Below are 18,912 nucleotides of genomic sequence, written 5' to 3'. Positions count from 1 at the left end.
ATGAACTGTCCGAACTCATTCAATAAAATAAAACCGAAAGCTTAGTCGTTTGTTATAATAGGCCACTAATAAAGTGAATGAAATGCTGCCAAATAAAGAATACGATACTTCAAAGAGTATATTGATCATTGAAAATGATGAAGGGTTGGTTGAGATGCTGACTGAATTGTTTGAATATGAGGGGTTTATTGTTAGATCTTATAAAGAAGCTGAAGATGTTTTTGAGTTGATACAGGATTTTACTCCTGATATAGTGCTGTTAGATTATTTATTACCTAAGATAAATGGTGGAGAGCTCTGCGCTCAATTAAAGAAGAATCCGTTGACTAAACATATCCCTGTCATTATATGCTCGGCATACCCTCAGGTACTACTTTCTTTGGGGAGTTATGGTTGTAATGCATTTATTTCAAAGCCATTTGAGTTAAGTGAATTATTGTTGAAAATAAATGCCTGCCTTAAAAACCCTTCTGAGATCTTTACTACGGATACGAGAAAAAAGTCTTTGCATGGTTTAAGGTCTTAATGATATTAATTAACATTAATCGTTTCATCATGAATGCGATTGGATATATTAGAATTTCACCCCATTTACAGACTATTGGAGATCAGGAGATCGCCATTAAAAAATTCTGCACAGAAAAAGGGTTGAATCTTTTAATGCTTTTCAAGGATTCAGGGGAGTACAATGAAGATAGAGAGAGAGAAAGCTGGCTTGCTGTAGAGGAGTATGTGCAATATAGCGGTGAAGTGAATTTTTTATTGTTCGTATTGCCTGAGAAAATTACAAGGTACAATAAATTGATTGACGACGTACAGGATCACTTCAGAAGAAAATATAATGTACTGCTGGTTGCAGTTGTTTAGGAAAAGGACGGATAATTCCCATGCTTTCTTATATTTTGATTCAGCTAAAGCTTCCAATCGAGATAAAATATTTCACAAATGTATTAATAAAGTTACGATTCAGATTTTAACGGTAATTACCCCTTTTTTATTATCAATAGGTCGGTAATGGATACACACTTTGTAAGTGTGTATATTACAATAAGATGACTGTTTGTAGGATTGCGTGCTGATAATTTGATTTTTCATATTATATTAGTGTATAGATGTTTAACAAATAAATAGGTTATTGCTATGAAAAAACTAAACTTAAAAAAATCAAATGATGTTAATGGAGAAATCCTATGTAGAAGTCAATTAAAAAAAGTTTTAGGAGGTAACAATTCAGTAACAACAAACTCATGGTTTTGTTGGAGTCATTCTAGTTGTACATTTGAAATTACTGAATCGACTGGAGGTGCGCCAATTGAACTCATGGGAACTTGTCAGTATGAAGATTTTTCAGGATTATGTCTATGTCATGCTGAATATCATGGATTCCTCTACAAAGACAACGTCTGTCAGTCGTAGCCAATTTACAAGTATTGATAAAAGTGTGAAGTTGACAAAGTTTCAATTATAAATTTGCTTAATTGGATTCTGTTGTAAACGACTTCAGTCAGTACCATAAAACAGTATTATTCCTGACTAAGGATTTCTATAAAGCTGGAATGGAACCCGGATGGAAAGCCTACTGTCAATAACTAATTGATTATCGACAACTTAAAAAAACTTCACGGTTCCTCGGTTGATTCTTGTTTTTCTGAATATCTAATAATGATACATTAATGTTTTTTAAAATAAATTTGTATAATAATTATAAATTTTCTAAATTAGAACTGTCAACTAATAAAATCAATATTATGCGCTCAATCTCCAGTTTCTATTCCGATCCCAATCTTTAAAGTGAAAGACATTTTTGATGTCTCGTTTGCTAGTTATTAATTGTTAACCAAATATTTTTCTATGATACGCTCTATGAAGAGTGCGGGGAATACTGTATTCGTATTGTACTCGCTTATTAAGAAATTAAAAATTCCTGTTAGTTCTTTTACGATCGACAAAGATCTGCATGACCATCCGGATTATCCCAGCATGCTGGCACTTAGTGATTGCCTGACCTCCTGGAATGTACCCAATGAAGCTTTTAAAATCAATAAGGAAACCTGCGATGTCAAAGAATTGCCGTTGCCGTTTGTCGCTCACTTAAAAAGAGAAGGGGGTGAATTCGTTCTGGTTCATGGAATTCAACATGATACGGTTACTCTCAGTAATGAAAAGGAGAAAAAGGGAAGTTTAAGTTTATCCGAATTCTTTAAATTCTGGGATGGGGTGATATTGTATGCAGAAAAGGATGAGATAAGTGGTGAAAAGGAATATAAGCAGTCATTACTCAAAGGTTGGTTAGATGAAGCTCGTTTGCCTTTTCTGGTATTGATCCTATTATGTAGTGTCTTTTATGCCCTTAATATTGAAAGTTCCAATCTCTCTTACATTAGTCTGATCATACTTAAATTAGCAGGTGTAGGGGTAAGCGCCCTTCTCTTGATGCATAGTGTAAATGCCAGCAATCCATTTATACAAAATTTATGCAGCGTGGGCAAGAAGAATGACTGTAACGCTATATTGAAATCTGATGCAGCTAAAATAACCAGTTGGCTTAGTTGGAGTGAAGTAGGCATGTTCTATTTTTCAGGATCTTTAGTTTGCTTACTACTGAACCCATCAAGTATTGTGGCACTAAGCTGGTTGAATATTTTATGTCTGCCTTATACTCTGTATTCAATTGGTTATCAGATAAAAATAAAGAACTGGTGCATATTGTGTTGCTCTGTACAGGCACTATTGTGGATGGAAGCAGCAGCTTTTTTTGCTACTGGAACATCATTTCAATCTTTCAATTTAGAGTTATCGGATATGTTCAGTCTTTTACTTTGTTTTTTGATGCCTGTTGCCACTTGGTCATTTCTAAAACCTTATTTGTTGAAATCTGAACAAGTGAGACCTTTAAATCAACAGTTGAAAAAATTTAAATATAATAGTACGCTGTTTAATCAACTACTGAGCTCGCAGGCTAAGTATTCGGTTCCTGATGATTTAATGCCAGTTATTTTGGGTAACCCGGAAGCCGAAACTACAATTACTATGGTAAGTAATCCGCTTTGTGGTCCTTGCGGTGTAGCACATAATACGTTAGATGAATGGTTAAAGCAGCGCGATGATATTCAAGTAAAAATTGTATTTACAACAGCCAATGAAGATGATACGCGTACCAAAGTAGCTAGGCACATGACCGCATTAAGTTTTTCTAAAGATAACACTATTGTAGTGCAGGCGTTAAACGACTGGTACAACGGGGATGATAAGAATTATAATAATTGGGCCGAAAAATATCCGTTTAATAGAAGTGAAGGGCTTGAAATAGCGACACAAAAACAAAAAGAGTGGTGTGAAATGGCAGAAGTTTCTTTTACACCTACAATTTTTATTAACGGTTATAAACTGGTTGACCCTTATAGATTAGATGATATAAAATATTTACTGGCGTAACAAAGATTTTTTGTACAAAAAAGGGGGCTGCCAGTTGCAACAGAACAGCCCCATAACAAGCATGATGTTATAAAAACATGCCGCTTGAAATAACCCGGCGTAGCAGGGCTATAAAATTTAATCACTAAATTTTAACAAAGTTATGAAAAAATTGAATTTAAAGAGCTTTTCCGTAGATAAAGGGGAAGTTTTAAGCAGGAGTCAATTGAAAAATGTATTAGGTGGAGACGATCCAGTTACTACTGGAGGCGCTGGAAGATGCGTTTTGTGTCAATGTGATGGAGCGGGATCCAGTTGCTGGTATTCAACAAGAAGTGCACTTGAACTTTGCCAGGATGTATGTGGTCCGAATTCAGGAGGAAGCTATACTGATCCTTGGAATTGCTATATTAGTCAATATACTTGTATCATGAATTAAGTAATCGATAGACCATATCTTAAACTTTGAGGAGTTTTAATAAAGATAAAATTGATCATAAGGGCGATTTATTAGGAAAGTCGCCCTTTCAGGTTATCTGTAGCCTTGGATTTTCAAAAAGTTAAACGCTTCTCGTTTTATTAATTTAGCCCCATTGTATTAATTTTTTTTTATAAAATATTTTTAACGTAAATTTTCAAAATGACAAAGATTTGGTCTATAATAATACTTATAATTGTTTTTGTTAATATCATAGATATTAAAGTTCTCTATGCTCAGAGCCATAACTCTAATAATTACTTCATTACCGGTAAAATACATGATCGTCAGGATGGATGGATTTACTTACGTCATGGTGAGGGGAAAGAAAAAGACACTAAAATTGATTCCGCCAAAGTAGTAAATCATGCGTTCAGTTTTTCAGGAAGAGTTTCAGGAATGGAAGTGTTTGCACTAGGCATGCGAGCGAAAGATGGTAAAGGAAAGATTACATCTTGGTTCTCCTACAAAGAGCCTTTTTTCTTGTCACCTGGAAACCTCTATATTGAAGGTGATTTTTCAGGCCAGTCAGAACTTTCCGCGTCGGGAAGTAAGGCGCAGGATGAATATAATATGCTGATTAAAAAGATAGAACCACTTGGGAAAAGAGGATTCGTAATCTCCGATGCCATACATAGACTAAAGAAGTCTGAGACTAAAAAGATTGATAGTCTGGAAGCCATTCGAAAATTGATCAGCAATCAGATTCAGAAGATGACTATAGCGCATATCAGTGAATATCCAAACTCTGTGGTTTCTGCCTACATCGCAAAATCTTCATTGGCTGGTGCCGATATAGATATCCTTAAACCTGTGTATGAAAAGCTGAGCCCTGCTGTAAAAGAATCAGCGTACGGCAAAAAGGTGCTAGAGATGGTACAATCTGCAGAGAGAACTGCATTTAACGGCATTGCGCCGGCCTTTACAATTCCAGATCAAACGGGGAAACCGGTTTCTTTAAAATCTGCTAAGGGAACTTATACCTTAATTGATTTTTGGGCAAGCTGGTGTGGGCCCTGCCGGGAAGAGAATCCACATTTGATAAAAGCTTACAATAGTTACCGAACTAAAGGATTTAAGGTTGTCAGCATTTCCATGGATACCAGCAAAGAGGCATGGTTAAAGGCGGTGAAAGACGATAAGCTAACCTGGCTGCAATTGTCAGATTTGAAGGGAGTGAAAAGTGAAATAGGGAAAGGATATGGCATAACGGTGGTACCCATGAATTTTCTGATCGATAAGGATGATAAAATTATCGGCAGAAATTTACGGGGAAAGGAACTGATTGATAAGCTAAACGAAGTCTTTAATTCAAAATGAAAGATTAAGTGAGAATAATATTTGATCAGATTCACATTACACCGCTTAAAAGAATAAAATTTATAATATGATCTTATTATCCGCTCAACCAGATGACTATTATTTCCTTTGGCAATTACAACTGCAGCTTCATAATTTTTCAAGATTGGGTGTTAAACAAAAAAACATTCATGTTTTGATAGGTTACGATAAAAAAAGAGGGCTGAGGCCCTACTTCAAAGACTTTATCTCTACAAATAAGCAAGCACAGTTTTATACCTATCCGGATGAAAGGAAAAATACCGTATATCTGTCATCTTTAAGGCCATATATTATTGCAAGGCATTTCAATACTCATCAATGGCTGGAAAATGAGACTGTTTTTTATCACGACTCAGATATTATTTTCAATCGTTTGCCAGACTTTAGATTAATGAGTGCTGATGATAAATGGTATGCTTCTGAAACAAGGAGCTATACCGGCGTGGATTACATTAAACGAACCTCTAAGGAACATGTTTTTCATGAAATGTGCGCACTAATGGCCGTAGACAGGACTTTAATTGAAGAAAATGATGTGAATGCCGGCGGAGCTCAATATCTTTTAAAGAATGTTCCCGCTACTTTCTGGGAAAGATTGGAAATAGATTCAGAAAAGGTATTTACTTTATTGAATGATTACAATAGTAACCTAGGTTATTGCAGCAAACAAGAAAAGATACAAGCCTGGTGTACGGATATGTGGTGCTTGTGGTGGGGAGCATTAGCTTTAGGTAAACAAGTTGCTGTTCACCCTGAACTGAACTTTTCGTGGGCACACTCTCCCGTTCAATTGGAACAGCAAAATCCCATAATTCATTATACCGGTAAGGTATCTGATCAAAATAAGCATCTGTTTCGTAAGAATGATTATAGCAACTGCAGCCCTTTTTACGAAGACCTGCGTGCAATAGATCGACATACTTCCAGCTATACAGTAGTAAAAGAAATAAGAGACTATAATGAAAGTCAATTTGCAAACCGCATTGACTTAACTGATGTTAGTTTCCTGATACCTGTTCGTATTGATTCAAAGGAAAGATTGGAAAATGTTTATATTATAACTCAATATCTTCATACGCATTTCAACACAAATATTATCTTGATGGAAGGTGATGATGTGTCTAAAATTGATCTTGAGCTAATCTCGAAACGGGTCAGGTATGTTTTTATTAAAGATGACCATCGAGAATTTCATCGAACGAAGTATAATAATAAACTCATAGGATTAGCAAAGACACCTTACATAGCTCTTTATGATGCTGATGTGGTTTTTCCAATTCCTCAAATTATGGAGTCCATAGCATTATTAAGAGAATGTAATTGCGACATGGTTTACCCCTATGATGGAGGCTTTGTTGGAGTAGGCCTTTTGATGAAAGTGATGTTCTCAAAATTACTTGACGCTTCGCTTTTTGAAAGTAATCAAAATAAATTAAACATAGGGACAAAACGTTCATACGGAGGTTGTGTTTTTTTAAATAAAGAGGCATACCAGAAAGCCGGACTGGAGAACGAAAATCTAACAAGTTGGGGACCGGATGATATCGAACGCTGGAAAAGAATGCTTTTGCTGGGGTATAAAATTAAACGGGTTCCGGGTAACCTTTATCATCTGCCACATCCGCGTTCTTTGAATAGTGGTTACACAAGTATCCAATCCCGCATGAAGCTCACCAATGAATATTTAGATATATGCACGATGCAGAAAGAAGAATTGGAAAAATATGTGGCGTCCTGGGAATGGAATAGTGATATTAATATAAGTAACTAGTATGATGAAGAACTTAATAGAGAATGATATTTACATTTTGCCGAAGAAAATTTCTTCCGATAATTATGGATTATATGAGGGTAAAATGGGAGTATGTATTTCATTGTATGTGAGTGAACAACCAGCGGATAATATTAAAGCTGGAGAGCTTTTGGATGAAATAGGTGAAAATGTTTGCTCAATAGAAAGTTTTAGTTTTAACGATGGATTACTCGGAATTGGATGGGGTATTGAATGGCTTGCTCAAAATCAAATGCTTGAAGTCAATACAAATGAAGTACTGGAAGATTTAGATGATGAAGTATATAAACTCATCATGTATAACAAAGCTGATTCTATTGAATTAAATACAGGAACTTTAGGACGTCTTTTGTATTTGTACAAAAGAGTGACGTCAAAAAATCCTGATACTAATTTCTATAAAGATATCTGCAACAAGGAATGTTTGGTGCTTTTAATAGATGAACTTTATGATCACTTCCTGAATGGAGATTCAGCAATTATAAACCAGGACATGGAAAGCCTGGATTCTAAACGCATAGAAAATATATCACAATCTTTAATTATGTTATGTAAACTAATCCCATTGAGATATAATTATGACCTCGTAAATGAAATGATCTGTAAAATTGTTTCTAAAATAGAACTGTTCTTTTCAAATGAAAGACCGGGGCATTTAATAAATAGTTCCATTTTCTTACTGAATGCCTGGAGGCAGGCCGGTGTAATGCTTGGCGCGAATCAATGGGCAAAAGGTGCTGAGGAAAAATATAAAGAAATTAGTTTAAATATAGATCCTTTGAATCTGGATGACAGAAGTGTATTTATTTTAAGAGAATTTGGTAGTTTATATCCCTTGGTTTTTAGAAATAATAAATCTATTTTCTGCAATCTGTACAATGATAAGAGCAGTAACAATTGGGCTGAAGGATGGCTATTAAGATAAATAAAAAATTTCCTCATTATAAGCAACCGGATCAGATGGATTGCGGCCCTACGTGCTTACGTATGATCGCGAAATATTATGGACGGAATTATGCCCTTCAGCGATTGCGTGAGATCTCGGGAATTAACAGGCAAGGTGTTTCCCTGCTTGGCATTAGTGAGGCAGCGGAGAAAATAGGCTTTCGTACTACCGGAGTAAGATTTGGCGTGGAACAGCTACAGGAAATAGATTTGCCCTGCATCATCCACTGGAAACAGAACCATTTTGTGGTGCTTTACAAAATATCTGGTTCTTCTAAAAAAGTTTATCACATCTCCGATCCGGCTAAAGGTCTGCTCCAATACAACGAGGCTGAGTTTTTAAAGCACTGGCTAAGTACCCAGAATAACGGGCGTTCAGAGGGGATTGCATTGATGATTGCTCCCAGTCCTGATTTTTACAGACAAGGCGGAGACCCTGACAAAGGGTTAAGCCTGACCTATATGCTGGGCTACCTTTTCAAATATAAGCAACTCATCATTCAGTTATTTGTTGGGGTTGGAGTCGGAAGTTTAATGCAGCTCATACTGCCCTTCCTGACGCAGTCTGTTGTAGATATCGGGATCAATACGCGTAACCTGAACTTTGTTTACATCGTGCTGATCGCCCAAACCATGCTATTCCTGGGACGTATGAGTGTTGATTTTATCCGTTCCTGGATACTGCTGCATATGACCACCAGGATCAACATTTCTATTCTTACTGACTTTTTGATCAAGCTGATGAAGCTCCCGATGAGCTTCTTTGAAACCAAGATGACTGGGGACATCATGCAGCGAATGAGTGATCAGAGCAGGATTCAAAGCTTTTTAACAGGATCTTCGCTGAGCACGATCTTTTCGCTTTTTAACATGGTCGTATTTTCATTTGTGCTGGCTTATTATAACCTGAATATTTTTATCATTTTCCTGGTCAGCAGTGTCATCTATAGCTTTTGGGTTGTCTTTTTCCTCAAAAAGAGAAGGGAGCTAGATTTCAAACGTTTCGATATTTCATCAGAAAACCAAAGCAATATTGTACAATTGATTGGCGGTATGCAGGAGATTAAGCTCAACAACTGCGAACAGCAGAAACGCTGGGAGTGGGAGCGCATCCAGGCGGGGCTTTTTAAGTTTAGCATGAAAAGCCTGGCACTAGGGCAATACCAGCAGTTCGGGACTTTCTTTATCAACGAAGGTAAAAACATACTGATCACCTTTATGGTCGCGAAGGCGGTAATTGACGGGCAACTCACATTGGGAGCCATGATGGCCATCCAATACATTGTAGGGCAATTGAACAGCCCTATAGAGCAGTTGTTGGGTTTCTTACAATCTTTTCAGGATGCGAAAATCAGTTTGGAGCGCTTAAATGAGATCCATGAACTGGAGGACGAAGAACCAGTAGATAAAAGCTTTTTGTACGAACTGCCATTGAATAAAAGCATCAGTCTGCAAAACATATCATTTACCTATCCGGGTGCGGGTAATGAACCCGTTTTACAAGATATCACTTTGGAGATCCCTGAAGGTAAAACTACCGCCATAGTTGGGATGAGTGGTAGTGGTAAGACGACCATTCTAAAACTGTTGCTCAGGTTCTATGAACCCCAAAAAGGAGAGATCAAGGTCGGAAATACACATATGCAGCAAATCGGATACCGTTACTGGCGGGGCAAATGCGGTATTGTGATGCAGGATGGGTTTATCTTCTCTGATACTATTGCACGCAATATTGCCGTAGGTGATGAGTATCCTGATATGACTAAATTGCTCCATGCGATAAAAGTGGCCAATATCAGCGAGTTTATAGAAGAACTGCCTTTAGGTCTAAATACCAAGATCGGTGCTGCCGGAAACGGGATCAGCCAGGGGCAGCGCCAGCGGATGCTGATTGCCCGAGCGGTCTACAAAGATCCTGAATATATCTTTTTCGATGAAGCAACCAATGCGCTAGATGCGAATAATGAAAAAGTCATTATGGAAAACCTGGAAACCTTTTTCAAAGGGCGTACTGTAGTTGTAGTGGCCCACCGATTGAGTACAGTAAAGAACGCAGATAACATCATCGTATTGGATAAAGGGATCATTATAGAGCAAGGTACCCACCAGGAACTGGTGAACGGTAACGGGGAATACTATCAACTGATAAAAAATCAATTGGAACTGGGGGTATAAGATGGAAATAGAAGAAGAAAAACTGGTAGATGCTAAGCTGAATAGCCTGGAAGTAAATAGCGAAGAGGTACAAGAAATCATTGCAGCGGTGCCATCATGGATACTAAGAAGAGGAATCACTCTGATCTTTGCAATTCTACTTGCTATATTGGGTGTTTCAGCCTTTATACAATACCCCGATGTCGTAAAAACGACATTAAAGGTAAATTCATTAAATGCACCAAAAGCTGTGCTTGTCAGGCAAACTGGGAAAATCATCGCTTTGCTTGCCAAAGAAGGGAAGACAGTGAAACAAAACCAGTCCCTGGCCTTTATGGAGAGTACGGCAAACCATAGCGATGTGTTAAAGCTTCATGAAATGCTGGACCAGATTAACCTGGAGCTAAATAGCTCAGGCATTGTGGAATCCCCGTTGCTTAAAGGACTGAATCTTGGTGAACTGCAGGGTGCTTATCAGAATTTCTACCAGCAATACCTTCAGTTTAATTCTGCTCAAAAGGATGGATATTACCTGAGTAAAAAGAAGTACCTGGAGCAGGATTTGAAAGAGATAGGTAAATTAAAAGACCAGATCATTTCTCAGCGTAGGATACAGGAAAAAGAATATGCAAATGTGGAGCATGAGTTTGAATCCTACAAGAAGCTTTATCAAAAAGGGATTGTTTCTACCAGTGAATACAAACAGCAGGAGAACAAGTACTTATCGGGACAGTATCCCTTGCAGCAGACCTCGACTTCTTTACTAAATAACAATGCTAGCTATGCTGCCAAGCAGAAAGAGATATTGGATCTGGAGCATACTATACAGGATGAAAAGGCAAAGTTTGTGCAGTCGTTAAGTAATATGATCACGGAAACAGATGCTTGGATCAATCAGTATATAATGCGTGCTCCTGTTGGAGGAAAAGTAAGCTATGCGGGAATTGTACAGGAAAACCAGACGGTAAATAGTGGACAGGAATTGTTTATGATCAATCCGGCAAATACTGATTTCTTTGGAGAAATACATATCCCTCAATACAATATGGGCAAGGTAAAAATAGGACAGCGCACTTTGGTAAAGATGCGAAGTTTTCCATTTGAACAGTACGGGCTGATCAGGGGTAGGTTGAACTACATTTCAGATGTAGCATTTAAAGATAGCGTGTTTATTGCTAAAATCGGTTTCGAACGGTATGAGAATAAAGATCCTGAGCATAAGATTGTTTTAAAGAATGGGATGCAGGCTGATGCTGAGATTATCACAGAGGAGAGTTCTCTGTTGAAAAGATTTATGAGAAGTATTACCAAAATGTTGAATAGTAATTGATGTATGTTGGTATTTCAAAATGCAATATGTTGCAAGTTTCACTGTTATTGTGAATCGATATGTTTGGAAATTTCGTTTCCTAAATAATCTACCTGATCTGAAGTCAGATCTCCCCATATCTGTTCCCATTTGCCTTCATGACGCAACTGGACTTCCTTATCATTAACTTCACAGACGTAATACGGTTGTCCATCTGTAGTTTCAGATTGCTGAACGGTAACATGTCCATTTTTAAATTTGCCTCCTGGAGTAGAAACACTGAATTTTTGATTTTCTGAAGCTTTCATAATTTGATAATCAGATTAATAATTTAACAATAAAATAGAGAAAAGGTTTTATATAGTTATTTTTGGCTAAGCTTATAACCCGATAACAGAAATCATTTGACAATGCATAAAATAACTTTACGGACGCTTTTACTCATTTTATGTGGAATGACGGCTTTACCTATAGTCAAAGCTCAATCTTTGAACAAGAAGTCTATCAAACCGAATATTATTTTCATATTAACAGATGACCTTGGATATGGTGATCTGGGTGCATTTTTTCAGAATGAACGTAAACAGCAAGCGGCCAATCAGTTGCCTTATCAGCTTACGCCAAATTTGGATAGAATGGCGGAAAATGGTGCACGGTTTACTCACCAATATAGTAATGCACCGGTTTGCGCACCTTCCAGAGCCTCTTTATTAACTGGGGTCAATCAGGGAAACGCCAGTATCAGGGATAACCAGTTTGATAAACAAATTGAAAATAACCACAATATGGCCACACTGCTCAAAGGAGCTGGGTATGCTACTGCCGCAGTTGGCAAATGGGGTTTACAAGGCGAAACTAAAGTCATACCCAATTGGCCGGCGCACCCCCTTAAAAGAGGATTTGATGATTTTTTTGGCTACATGCGTCATGCCGACGGGCATGAACACTACCCATTTGAAGGATTGTATAGAGGAAAAAAAGAAGTTTGGGAAAACTATAAAGACATAGCGCCGGGGCTAAGTAAATGCTATACAACAGATTTGTGGACAGCCTATGCAAAAAAATGGATCATTGAGCATGAACATACGAAAGGCGCGGATAAGCCTTTTTTTATGTTCCTGGCATATGACGCACCACACGCCGTTCTAGAATTGCCGACGCAGGAATACCCGGCAGGAGGAGGATTAAATGGGGGTGTTCAATGGACAGGAAAATCCGGCTATATGATCAATACTGCTTCCGGAAATATAGATTCTTATATACATCCGGACTATGAAAATTCTGGATGGCCAGACGTATATAAAAGATATGCAACAGCAAACAGGAGAATTGATGACGGTGTAGGCGACCTGTTAAAATTACTTCAGGACCTTAAAATTTCAGACAATACTATTGTTATATTTACTTCTGATAATGGACCGTCAATAGAGTCATATTTGCCTTCTGCACCCTATAGTCCCCAGTTTTTTGGTAGTTATGGCCCATTTGATGGCATTAAAAGGGATGTTTGGGAGGGTGGTTTAAGAATGCCTACTCTAGCATTATGGCCCGGTCATATTTCCTCAGGAAAGGTCATTGCTGAGCCGAGTATGCTGTCCGACTGGATGGCAACTTTTGCTGACGCCGCACAGGCAAACCGGCCTGCAAGAAGTAATGGTGTATCTTTGCTACCTGTTTTAACTGGTAAAGGAAAACAGGAAAAGAGCCTGATTTATTCAGAATATTTCGAAGGCGGAAAAACTCCGGCATTCAAAGAATTCGAAGCTAGCAGACGTGGCCGCAAAAGAGCTCAGATGCAGATGATCAGGATAGGCGACATGGTAGGTGTGCGGTACGAGATCAAATCATATACTGATGATTTTGAGATATATGATGTAGTTAAAGATCCTAAACAGACTACCAATCTAGCCTTAAATGATGGTTATAGGGAAATACAGGAACAGATGAAGGCCAAAGTTCTGCAGGTCAGAAAAGCAGATAACGAAGCACCCCGTCCATATGATAAAGCTTTAATTCCGGCTGTGACAATTACAAAGCAGGATAAATTATTGTCAGGTCTGACCTGGAAATTTTTTAAAGGAAGCTTCAGTTCTGTTGTTTCAGAGACAAATTTATCTGAATCTGGTAAAGGCATAGTAAGTAACATAACCCCAATGGGCAAATCTGTTGATAAAGGCATGACCGTGTATGAGGGGCTGATAAAAATATCCACTGATGGCGAATATCATTTTGCATTAGCAGCAACAGGTAAAGCTTACATGAGGATTCATGAAGCAGAGCTCATTGATGCTGATTTTGGCTACCAATCTGGCAGTCAGGAAACAGGTAGTGTATATTTAAAGGCAGGTTATCACCCTATTAAGCTATATTATCTCAAGGAAAATCTTAAAGTCCCATTGATATCTCTTAAGAGTAAATATGGAAATGCTGATTGGCAGGAGCTTAAAATCAGTGATTTATATCACATAAGTCCTTCAAAATGAACATTTAAAAAATCAAGCAAAGAATTTTATTAATTAGCAGGATAAAAAAGTGTGTTTAAACTTTCATTTATTGAAAAAGATAATTACATTTGAGCTTACCCTTTCGGGGGTATGTTTTTCATAGGTAGATGTAGGGTCGAAAATTAATTTTTCGGCCCTTTTTTCTTGTCTGGGGTTCCGTATCTTTATCGCATAGCTATGAAGAAAAAAAAGATCATTATCGCAATTACAGGTGCCAGTGGGTCAGTTTATGCTAAGCTGCTGCTAGATAATTTGTTAACATTAAATGAGCAGATTGAGAAGGTCGGTGTGGTGATGTCTGACAATGCGAAGGAGGTCTGGCGCTTCGAATTAGGCAACGAAGATTACGACAATTATCCATTTGATTTTTATCACAAAATGGATTTCAATGCTCCATTTGCTTCTGGTTCTGCAAAATTTGACACTATGATTATTATTCCTTGTTCTATGGGAACACTGGGAAGAATTGCACATGGAATCTCAAATGACCTCATTTCAAGAGCTGCCGACGTAATCCTTAAGGAACGTAGAAAGCTGATTACAGTAGTTCGAGATACCCCTTTCAGTTTAATCCATATCAATAATATGAAGGCTGTGACTGAAGCGGGCGGGATAATTTGTCCCGCTAACCCATCCTTTTATTCAATTCCGAAAACAATAGAAGAAGTAGCTCAGACCGTAGTAAGCCGGGTAATTGATCTCGCTGGATTGGAACAGGAGAGTTATCGATGGAATGAATAGTTTTTTCTTATCTTTGCAGGCTTATTAATACTGATGAAGAAGGTTGCATTTTATACATTGGGCTGTAAGTTGAATTTTTCCGAAACTTCAACTATCGGCAGATTATTTACAGATGCCGGTTATGCTGTAGTGGATTTTACAGAGGGAGCTGATGTATATGTCATCAACACCTGTTCTGTAACTGAGCATGCCGATAAGAAATGCCGTAAGGTAGTTAAAGAAGCACTTAAATATTCTCCCAATGCATATGTGACTATTGTTGGTTGTTATGCGCAGCTAAAGCCTGTGGAGATTGCTGAAATAGAAGGTGTGGATATGGTACTTGGAGCGGCTGAGAAGTTTCGTATAGTAGAATATATTTCAGACCTAACCAAGCAGCCAAAAGCGGTTATTCATCAGCAAAATATTGAAAAAGTAAATCATAATTTCATCGCAGCTTATTCCATAGGCGACAGGACTCGTACCTTTTTGAAGGTTCAGGATGGTTGTGATTATCCTTGTACTTATTGCACGATTCCTTTAGCCAGGGGAGGTAGCAGAAGTGATACCATAGAAAATGTAATCAACCGTGCAAAACAAATTGCTGAAAGCGGAGTAAAAGAAATTGTACTGACAGGTGTCAACCTTGGCGATTTTGGGATTAGAAATGGACAACGTGAAGATAAATTCTTTGATCTTGTTAAGGCACTTGACGAGGTAGAAGGAATAGAAAGAATCCGTATATCATCTATAGAACCAAATCTCCTGAGCAACGAGATCATAGAATTTGTGTCTGGCTCTAAAAGATTTGTACCACACTTCCATATACCATTGCAGTCAGGATCCAATAAGATATTAGGTTTAATGCGCAGACGTTATCAGCGTGAATTGTATACAGAACGTGTTGCGACTATCAAGGCATTGATCCCCAATTGTTGTATAGGTGTTGATGTAATCGTTGGTTTCCCTGGTGAGACTCATGAGGATTTTCTCGATACTTATCAATTTCTAAATGAACTTGATGTTTCATATCTTCATGTATTTACTTATTCCGAACGCGAACAAACTCCGGCAGCCGAGATGCAAGGTCGGGTAGCGGGTAGCACACGTGCGGACAGGAGCAAAATGCTCCATATTCTTTCCGATAAAAAAAGAAGGGCATTCTATGAATCACAGATTGGGTCTGTAGGAGAAGTGCTTTTCGAGGATGATCAAAAGAATGGTTATATGCATGGGTTTACTAAGAACTACGTGAAAGTAAAAGCCAAGTATGATCCCGTAATGGTCAATGAAATCAAAACCGTAAAATTAACTGCAATAACTGCAGATGGAGAAGTAGAAGTTACAGAAACCGAAGAAGTTTTAGCGCATTAATCCTATATTCGCATAAAACTTTTTTATACGTATGTTTCCTACAGTATCTCATTTTTTAGAATATCTTTTTGGCGTACAGGTTCCGCTTCCATTTAACACATTTGGAGTTTTTGTCGCATTGGCATTTATCGCCGGTTATTGGGCCTTTACTAAGGAGTTCAAACGAAAAGAAGCTCTTGGATTAATTCATCCAATAAAAAAGATAGTTACCGTGGGTAAACCAGCTACTACTACGGAATTGGTTTCTAATGCGGTATTTGGTTTCGTTATCGGCTATAAGTTAATTTATGCTTTATCGAATTATAAATTATTTGTAAATGATGCGCAAACCGTCCTGTTATCCTTACATGGGAGTATATTGGGAGGTTTATTTTTCGCCGGTTTGTTTGCTTATTGGGATTACAAAGAGAAGAACGCTCATAAGTTACCTAAGCCAAAGACTGTAGAAGTTACCCAACATCCTTATGAATTAATGGGTACTTTGATTGTCTGGGCTGCTGTATGGGGGTTTTTAGGGGCTAAAATATTTGACAACCTGGAGCATTGGGATACTTTTGTGAAAGATCCTATTGGTAGTTTATTGTCGTTTAGCGGACTTACATTTTATGGCGGACTAATTTGTGGAGGAGCTGCTGTATTAATTATTGCGCGTAAAAATGGCATCAAACCATTACATATGTTAGATATTGGGGGACCAGGTATGATGCTTGCTTATAGTGTCGGACGGATTGGCTGTCATATGTCGGGAGATGGCGACTGGGGGATTCCTAATCTAAATCCTAAACCTTTTACATGGCTTCCAGATTGGTTATGGGCTTATACCTATCCGAATAATGTTGCGAACGAAGGTGAACCTATAGCAGGTTGCGTAGGAAAATTTTGTAACGAACTGGCTCAGCCAGTTTATCCAACACCTATTTATGAGGTGATTGTTGCCTTCATACTTTTCCTGATTTTATGGCGTATCCGCCATTTGATCAAGTCTCCTGGGATGATGTTTGGAATTTATCTAATGATGAATGGAACAGAACGCTTTTTCGTAGAGCTAATCAGGGTCAATACAAAATATAATCTGGCGGGATTGCATTTCACTCAGGCAGAAATGATATCAAGCATTTTATTCTTGTCGGGCTTGGGACTTGTACTTTATTCTCTGAAGAATAAAGAAAAATTGGCTAATTACTAAGCTTTCTAGGGTTTGGATTACGAATTATTATGTACTAAAGTCATTGCCATCACCAGGTTGACAGGCAATTTTATACGTAAGGAGTCTATGAGCTTCGATGCGGGTGCAATTGAGTTTAAAGGTTTAAATGATCTTGTATCTTATGTGGATAAGAATGCGGAGAAGCAATTAGTAAAGAATTTAGCTAAACTAATTCCTGAGGCCGGCTTTACTACGGAAGAAAAAACTATTAATCGCAGAGGAGAAATATACAATTGGATCATTGATCCCCTTGATGGTACTACCAACTTTATACATGGAATACCAACTTATTCCATTAGTGTTGCACTCTATGAGAATGATCAGCCTGTTGTAGGTGTAGTGTATGAAATCAATCGTGGAGAGATGTTTTCAGCGTATAAAGGTGGAGGAGCATATCTGAACAATAAAGCGATCAACGTTTCATCAAGGATGACGCTATCAGAATGTCTGCTGGCTACAGGCTTTCCTTATTATCAGTTTGAACAACAGGAGCAGTACATGAAACTGTTTGCAGAGATGATGAGAAGTTGCCACGGCTTAAGGCGTATCGGTTCAGCTGCGGTTGACCTTGCTTACGTAGCCTGTGGAAGATTTGACGCTTTTTTTGAATATAACCTAAATTCCTGGGATGTAGCCGCCGGAGCATTTATTGTTCAGCAGGCAGGAGGCGAAATTATGAACTTTGAGGGTGGTTCAGAATTCATTGAGAAACGGCAGATTCTTGCAACTAACGCCAGGATCAATCAGGAGATTCTAAATTTAATGGTAAAGCATTTCAGTTCTTAAATTTTTACACGCTTACTAATGTTTTTTTTACTGTCATTAGTTAACTAATGACAGTAAAGTGCAATAATGGTAATTATTAAGTGTCTGATAGCTGAATGTTGGGTATGTATACGTAAAAGACAGCTAACTAAGACCTAACTGAGAGAATATTGATACCTTACTGTCGTAAGCTAGATGTAAGGTATACAATAAGAATGTCAGACGTTTACTATAAATAAAAAGCCCCACTCCTTATTATGGAAGCGGGGCTTTTTATTTTAAGTCTGAAGACTAAAGTGCTTCAGAAACAACCTCTTTCACTTCAGGAACCATTCTTTGCAATAGGTTCTGAATTCCGGATTTTAGAGTGATAGTAGAGGAAGGACAGCCACTGCAAGAGCCTCTAAGCTCAACGGTTACGACGCCTTCTTCAAATGATTTATAGCTGATTGCTCCTCCGTCCTGTTCAACTGCGGGGCGTACATAATCATGAAGTATCTGTTGAATCTTGATTTCAAGATCAGTTCCTTCAAAAGCAGGTGTTTCTCCTGTTGTGTCTTCTTTAATTTTGTATTCTGACTCAACAGCACCTTTAACAAATTCTTTAAGAATAGGCTCGATATCTGCCCAATCTGTACCTTCTGTTTTGGTGATGGTTACAAAATTGCTGGCAAAAAATACACCATTCACAAAATTAAACTTAAACAATTCCTTCGCGAAAGGAGAGTTTTCCGCGCTTTCCTTAGTAGCAAAATCTTCACTGCCATTGATCAATAACTTATTGACCATGAATTTCATTGTAGCAGGGTTTGGCGTTTGTTCTGTATATACGTTGATAGTCATTGTCTTTTTTTTACAAAAATATATAATTCATTGATGCAATTTCCCTTGCTGTTGTCTGTTTTAGGT

Annotated in this window: 17 protein-coding genes; 15 read left to right on the top strand and 2 right to left on the bottom strand. The window is 37.9% G+C overall.

Going from position 1 to position 18,912, the window contains the following annotated elements:
- The first annotated feature begins 82 nt into the window (after positions 1-82).
- The 10 genes from R2Q78_RS05135 (at position 83) to R2Q78_RS05090 (ending at position 11,454) form a co-directional block, all read left to right on the top strand.
- Positions 83-526 carry a response regulator gene (locus R2Q78_RS05135; RefSeq protein WP_316789510.1) on the top strand — a complete coding sequence of 148 codons (444 nt, stop codon included), beginning with the start codon at positions 83-85 and terminating at the stop codon, positions 524-526.
- A 29-nt stretch (positions 527-555) separates the two neighbouring features.
- Positions 556-867 carry a hypothetical protein gene (locus R2Q78_RS05130; protein ID WP_316789508.1) on the top strand — a complete coding sequence of 104 codons (312 nt, stop codon included), beginning with the start codon at positions 556-558 and terminating at the stop codon, positions 865-867.
- Positions 868-1,140: 273 nt separating this feature from the next.
- The gene (locus tag R2Q78_RS05125) at positions 1,141-1,416 is read left to right on the top strand and encodes a hypothetical protein (RefSeq protein ID WP_316789505.1); all 276 of its coding nucleotides are present in this window, start codon (positions 1,141-1,143) and stop codon (positions 1,414-1,416) included.
- Between the two features lie 435 nt (positions 1,417-1,851).
- Positions 1,852-3,435 (top strand): cysteine peptidase family C39 domain-containing protein, encoded by a 1,584-nt coding sequence (locus R2Q78_RS05120; RefSeq protein WP_316789503.1) that lies wholly within the window; start codon positions 1,852-1,854, stop codon positions 3,433-3,435.
- 142 nt (positions 3,436-3,577) lie between these two features.
- Positions 3,578-3,853, top strand: coding sequence for a hypothetical protein (locus R2Q78_RS05115; RefSeq protein WP_410478470.1), 276 nt, complete (start codon positions 3,578-3,580; stop codon positions 3,851-3,853).
- A gap of 201 nt (positions 3,854-4,054) precedes the next feature.
- Positions 4,055-5,212 (top strand): TlpA disulfide reductase family protein, encoded by a 1,158-nt coding sequence (locus tag R2Q78_RS05110; protein ID WP_316789500.1) that lies wholly within the window; start codon positions 4,055-4,057, stop codon positions 5,210-5,212.
- A 67-nt stretch (positions 5,213-5,279) separates the two neighbouring features.
- Entirely contained in the window at positions 5,280-7,004 is a 1,725-nt protein-coding gene (locus R2Q78_RS05105; RefSeq protein WP_316789498.1) for a galactosyltransferase-related protein, read from the top strand.
- 1 nt (position 7,005) lies between these two features.
- Positions 7,006-7,950 carry a hypothetical protein gene (locus R2Q78_RS05100; RefSeq protein ID WP_316789497.1) on the top strand — a complete coding sequence of 315 codons (945 nt, stop codon included), beginning with the start codon at positions 7,006-7,008 and terminating at the stop codon, positions 7,948-7,950.
- Positions 7,935-10,145 carry a peptidase domain-containing ABC transporter gene (locus R2Q78_RS05095; RefSeq protein WP_316789495.1) on the top strand — a complete coding sequence of 737 codons (2,211 nt, stop codon included), beginning with the start codon at positions 7,935-7,937 and terminating at the stop codon, positions 10,143-10,145. Before R2Q78_RS05100 ends, R2Q78_RS05095 begins: the two co-directional genes overlap by 16 nt.
- 1 nt (position 10,146) lies before the next feature.
- Positions 10,147-11,454, top strand: a complete 1,308-nt coding sequence (locus R2Q78_RS05090) for an HlyD family secretion protein (RefSeq protein ID WP_316789494.1) — start codon at positions 10,147-10,149, stop codon at positions 11,452-11,454.
- Between the two features lie 44 nt (positions 11,455-11,498).
- Here the strand turns inward: R2Q78_RS05090 and R2Q78_RS05085 are convergent, their stop codons facing one another.
- Positions 11,499-11,741: a hypothetical protein gene (locus R2Q78_RS05085; RefSeq protein WP_316789493.1), complete on the bottom strand. Its 243-nt coding sequence runs from the start codon at positions 11,739-11,741 to the stop codon at positions 11,499-11,501.
- A gap of 147 nt (positions 11,742-11,888) precedes the next feature.
- Here R2Q78_RS05085 and R2Q78_RS05080 point away from each other — a divergent pair, with 147 nt between their 5' ends.
- The 5 genes from R2Q78_RS05080 to R2Q78_RS05060 all read left to right on the top strand — a co-directional run bounded on the left by R2Q78_RS05080 (position 11,889) and on the right by R2Q78_RS05060 (position 18,024).
- Positions 11,889-13,916 (top strand): sulfatase-like hydrolase/transferase, encoded by a 2,028-nt coding sequence (locus tag R2Q78_RS05080; RefSeq protein WP_316789492.1) that lies wholly within the window; start codon positions 11,889-11,891, stop codon positions 13,914-13,916.
- Between the two features lie 198 nt (positions 13,917-14,114).
- A complete protein-coding gene (locus tag R2Q78_RS05075; protein ID WP_316789491.1) occupies positions 14,115-14,678 on the top strand; it encodes a UbiX family flavin prenyltransferase in 564 nt (187 codons plus the stop codon).
- Positions 14,679-14,711: 33 nt separating this feature from the next.
- A complete protein-coding gene (gene mtaB, locus R2Q78_RS05070; RefSeq protein WP_316789488.1) occupies positions 14,712-16,031 on the top strand; it encodes a tRNA (N(6)-L-threonylcarbamoyladenosine(37)-C(2))-methylthiotransferase MtaB in 1,320 nt (439 codons plus the stop codon).
- Between the two features lie 31 nt (positions 16,032-16,062).
- On the top strand, positions 16,063-17,217 hold the full coding sequence (locus R2Q78_RS05065) for a prolipoprotein diacylglyceryl transferase (RefSeq protein ID WP_316789486.1): 1,155 nt from the start codon (positions 16,063-16,065) through the stop codon (positions 17,215-17,217).
- A 12-nt stretch (positions 17,218-17,229) separates the two neighbouring features.
- Entirely contained in the window at positions 17,230-18,024 is a 795-nt protein-coding gene (locus R2Q78_RS05060) for an inositol monophosphatase family protein (RefSeq protein ID WP_316789484.1), read from the top strand.
- A 270-nt stretch (positions 18,025-18,294) separates the two neighbouring features.
- On the opposite strand, the gene R2Q78_RS05055 is transcribed toward R2Q78_RS05060, so the two are convergent.
- On the bottom strand, positions 18,295-18,846 hold the full coding sequence (locus R2Q78_RS05055) for a NifU family protein (RefSeq protein ID WP_316789482.1): 552 nt from the start codon (positions 18,844-18,846) through the stop codon (positions 18,295-18,297).
- Between the last annotated feature and the right edge of the window lie 66 nt (positions 18,847-18,912).

The organism is Pedobacter frigoris, from assembly GCF_032678645.1.
In the GTDB taxonomy this organism is placed as follows: Bacteria; Bacteroidota; Bacteroidia; order Sphingobacteriales; family Sphingobacteriaceae; genus Pedobacter; species Pedobacter frigoris_A.
Note: the sequence above shows the minus strand (reverse complement) of the source record. Positions and strands in the feature narration are given on the sequence as shown.

Excerpts from the sequence above, each read along its gene's own strand:
- R2Q78_RS05135 (WP_316789510.1), top strand. The coding sequence starts at position 83 with ATGCTGCCAAATAAAGAATACGATACTTCAAAGAGTATATTGATCATT.
- R2Q78_RS05130 (WP_316789508.1), top strand. The coding sequence starts at position 556 with ATGAATGCGATTGGATATATTAGAATTTCACCCCATTTACAGACTATT.
- R2Q78_RS05125 (WP_316789505.1), top strand. The coding sequence starts at position 1,141 with ATGAAAAAACTAAACTTAAAAAAATCAAATGATGTTAATGGAGAAATC.
- R2Q78_RS05120 (WP_316789503.1), top strand. The coding sequence starts at position 1,852 with ATGATACGCTCTATGAAGAGTGCGGGGAATACTGTATTCGTATTGTAC.
- R2Q78_RS05115 (WP_410478470.1), top strand. The coding sequence starts at position 3,578 with ATGAAAAAATTGAATTTAAAGAGCTTTTCCGTAGATAAAGGGGAAGTT.
- R2Q78_RS05110 (WP_316789500.1), top strand. The coding sequence starts at position 4,055 with ATGACAAAGATTTGGTCTATAATAATACTTATAATTGTTTTTGTTAAT.
- R2Q78_RS05105 (WP_316789498.1), top strand. The coding sequence starts at position 5,280 with ATGATCTTATTATCCGCTCAACCAGATGACTATTATTTCCTTTGGCAA.
- R2Q78_RS05100 (WP_316789497.1), top strand. The coding sequence starts at position 7,006 with ATGATGAAGAACTTAATAGAGAATGATATTTACATTTTGCCGAAGAAA.
- R2Q78_RS05095 (WP_316789495.1), top strand. The coding sequence starts at position 7,935 with ATGGCTATTAAGATAAATAAAAAATTTCCTCATTATAAGCAACCGGAT.
- R2Q78_RS05090 (WP_316789494.1), top strand. The coding sequence starts at position 10,147 with ATGGAAATAGAAGAAGAAAAACTGGTAGATGCTAAGCTGAATAGCCTG.
- R2Q78_RS05085 (WP_316789493.1), bottom strand. The coding sequence starts at position 11,741 with ATGAAAGCTTCAGAAAATCAAAAATTCAGTGTTTCTACTCCAGGAGGC.
- R2Q78_RS05080 (WP_316789492.1), top strand. The coding sequence starts at position 11,889 with ATGACGGCTTTACCTATAGTCAAAGCTCAATCTTTGAACAAGAAGTCT.
- R2Q78_RS05075 (WP_316789491.1), top strand. The coding sequence starts at position 14,115 with ATGAAGAAAAAAAAGATCATTATCGCAATTACAGGTGCCAGTGGGTCA.
- mtaB (WP_316789488.1), top strand. The coding sequence starts at position 14,712 with ATGAAGAAGGTTGCATTTTATACATTGGGCTGTAAGTTGAATTTTTCC.
- R2Q78_RS05065 (WP_316789486.1), top strand. The coding sequence starts at position 16,063 with ATGTTTCCTACAGTATCTCATTTTTTAGAATATCTTTTTGGCGTACAG.
- R2Q78_RS05055 (WP_316789482.1), bottom strand. The coding sequence starts at position 18,846 with ATGACTATCAACGTATATACAGAACAAACGCCAAACCCTGCTACAATG.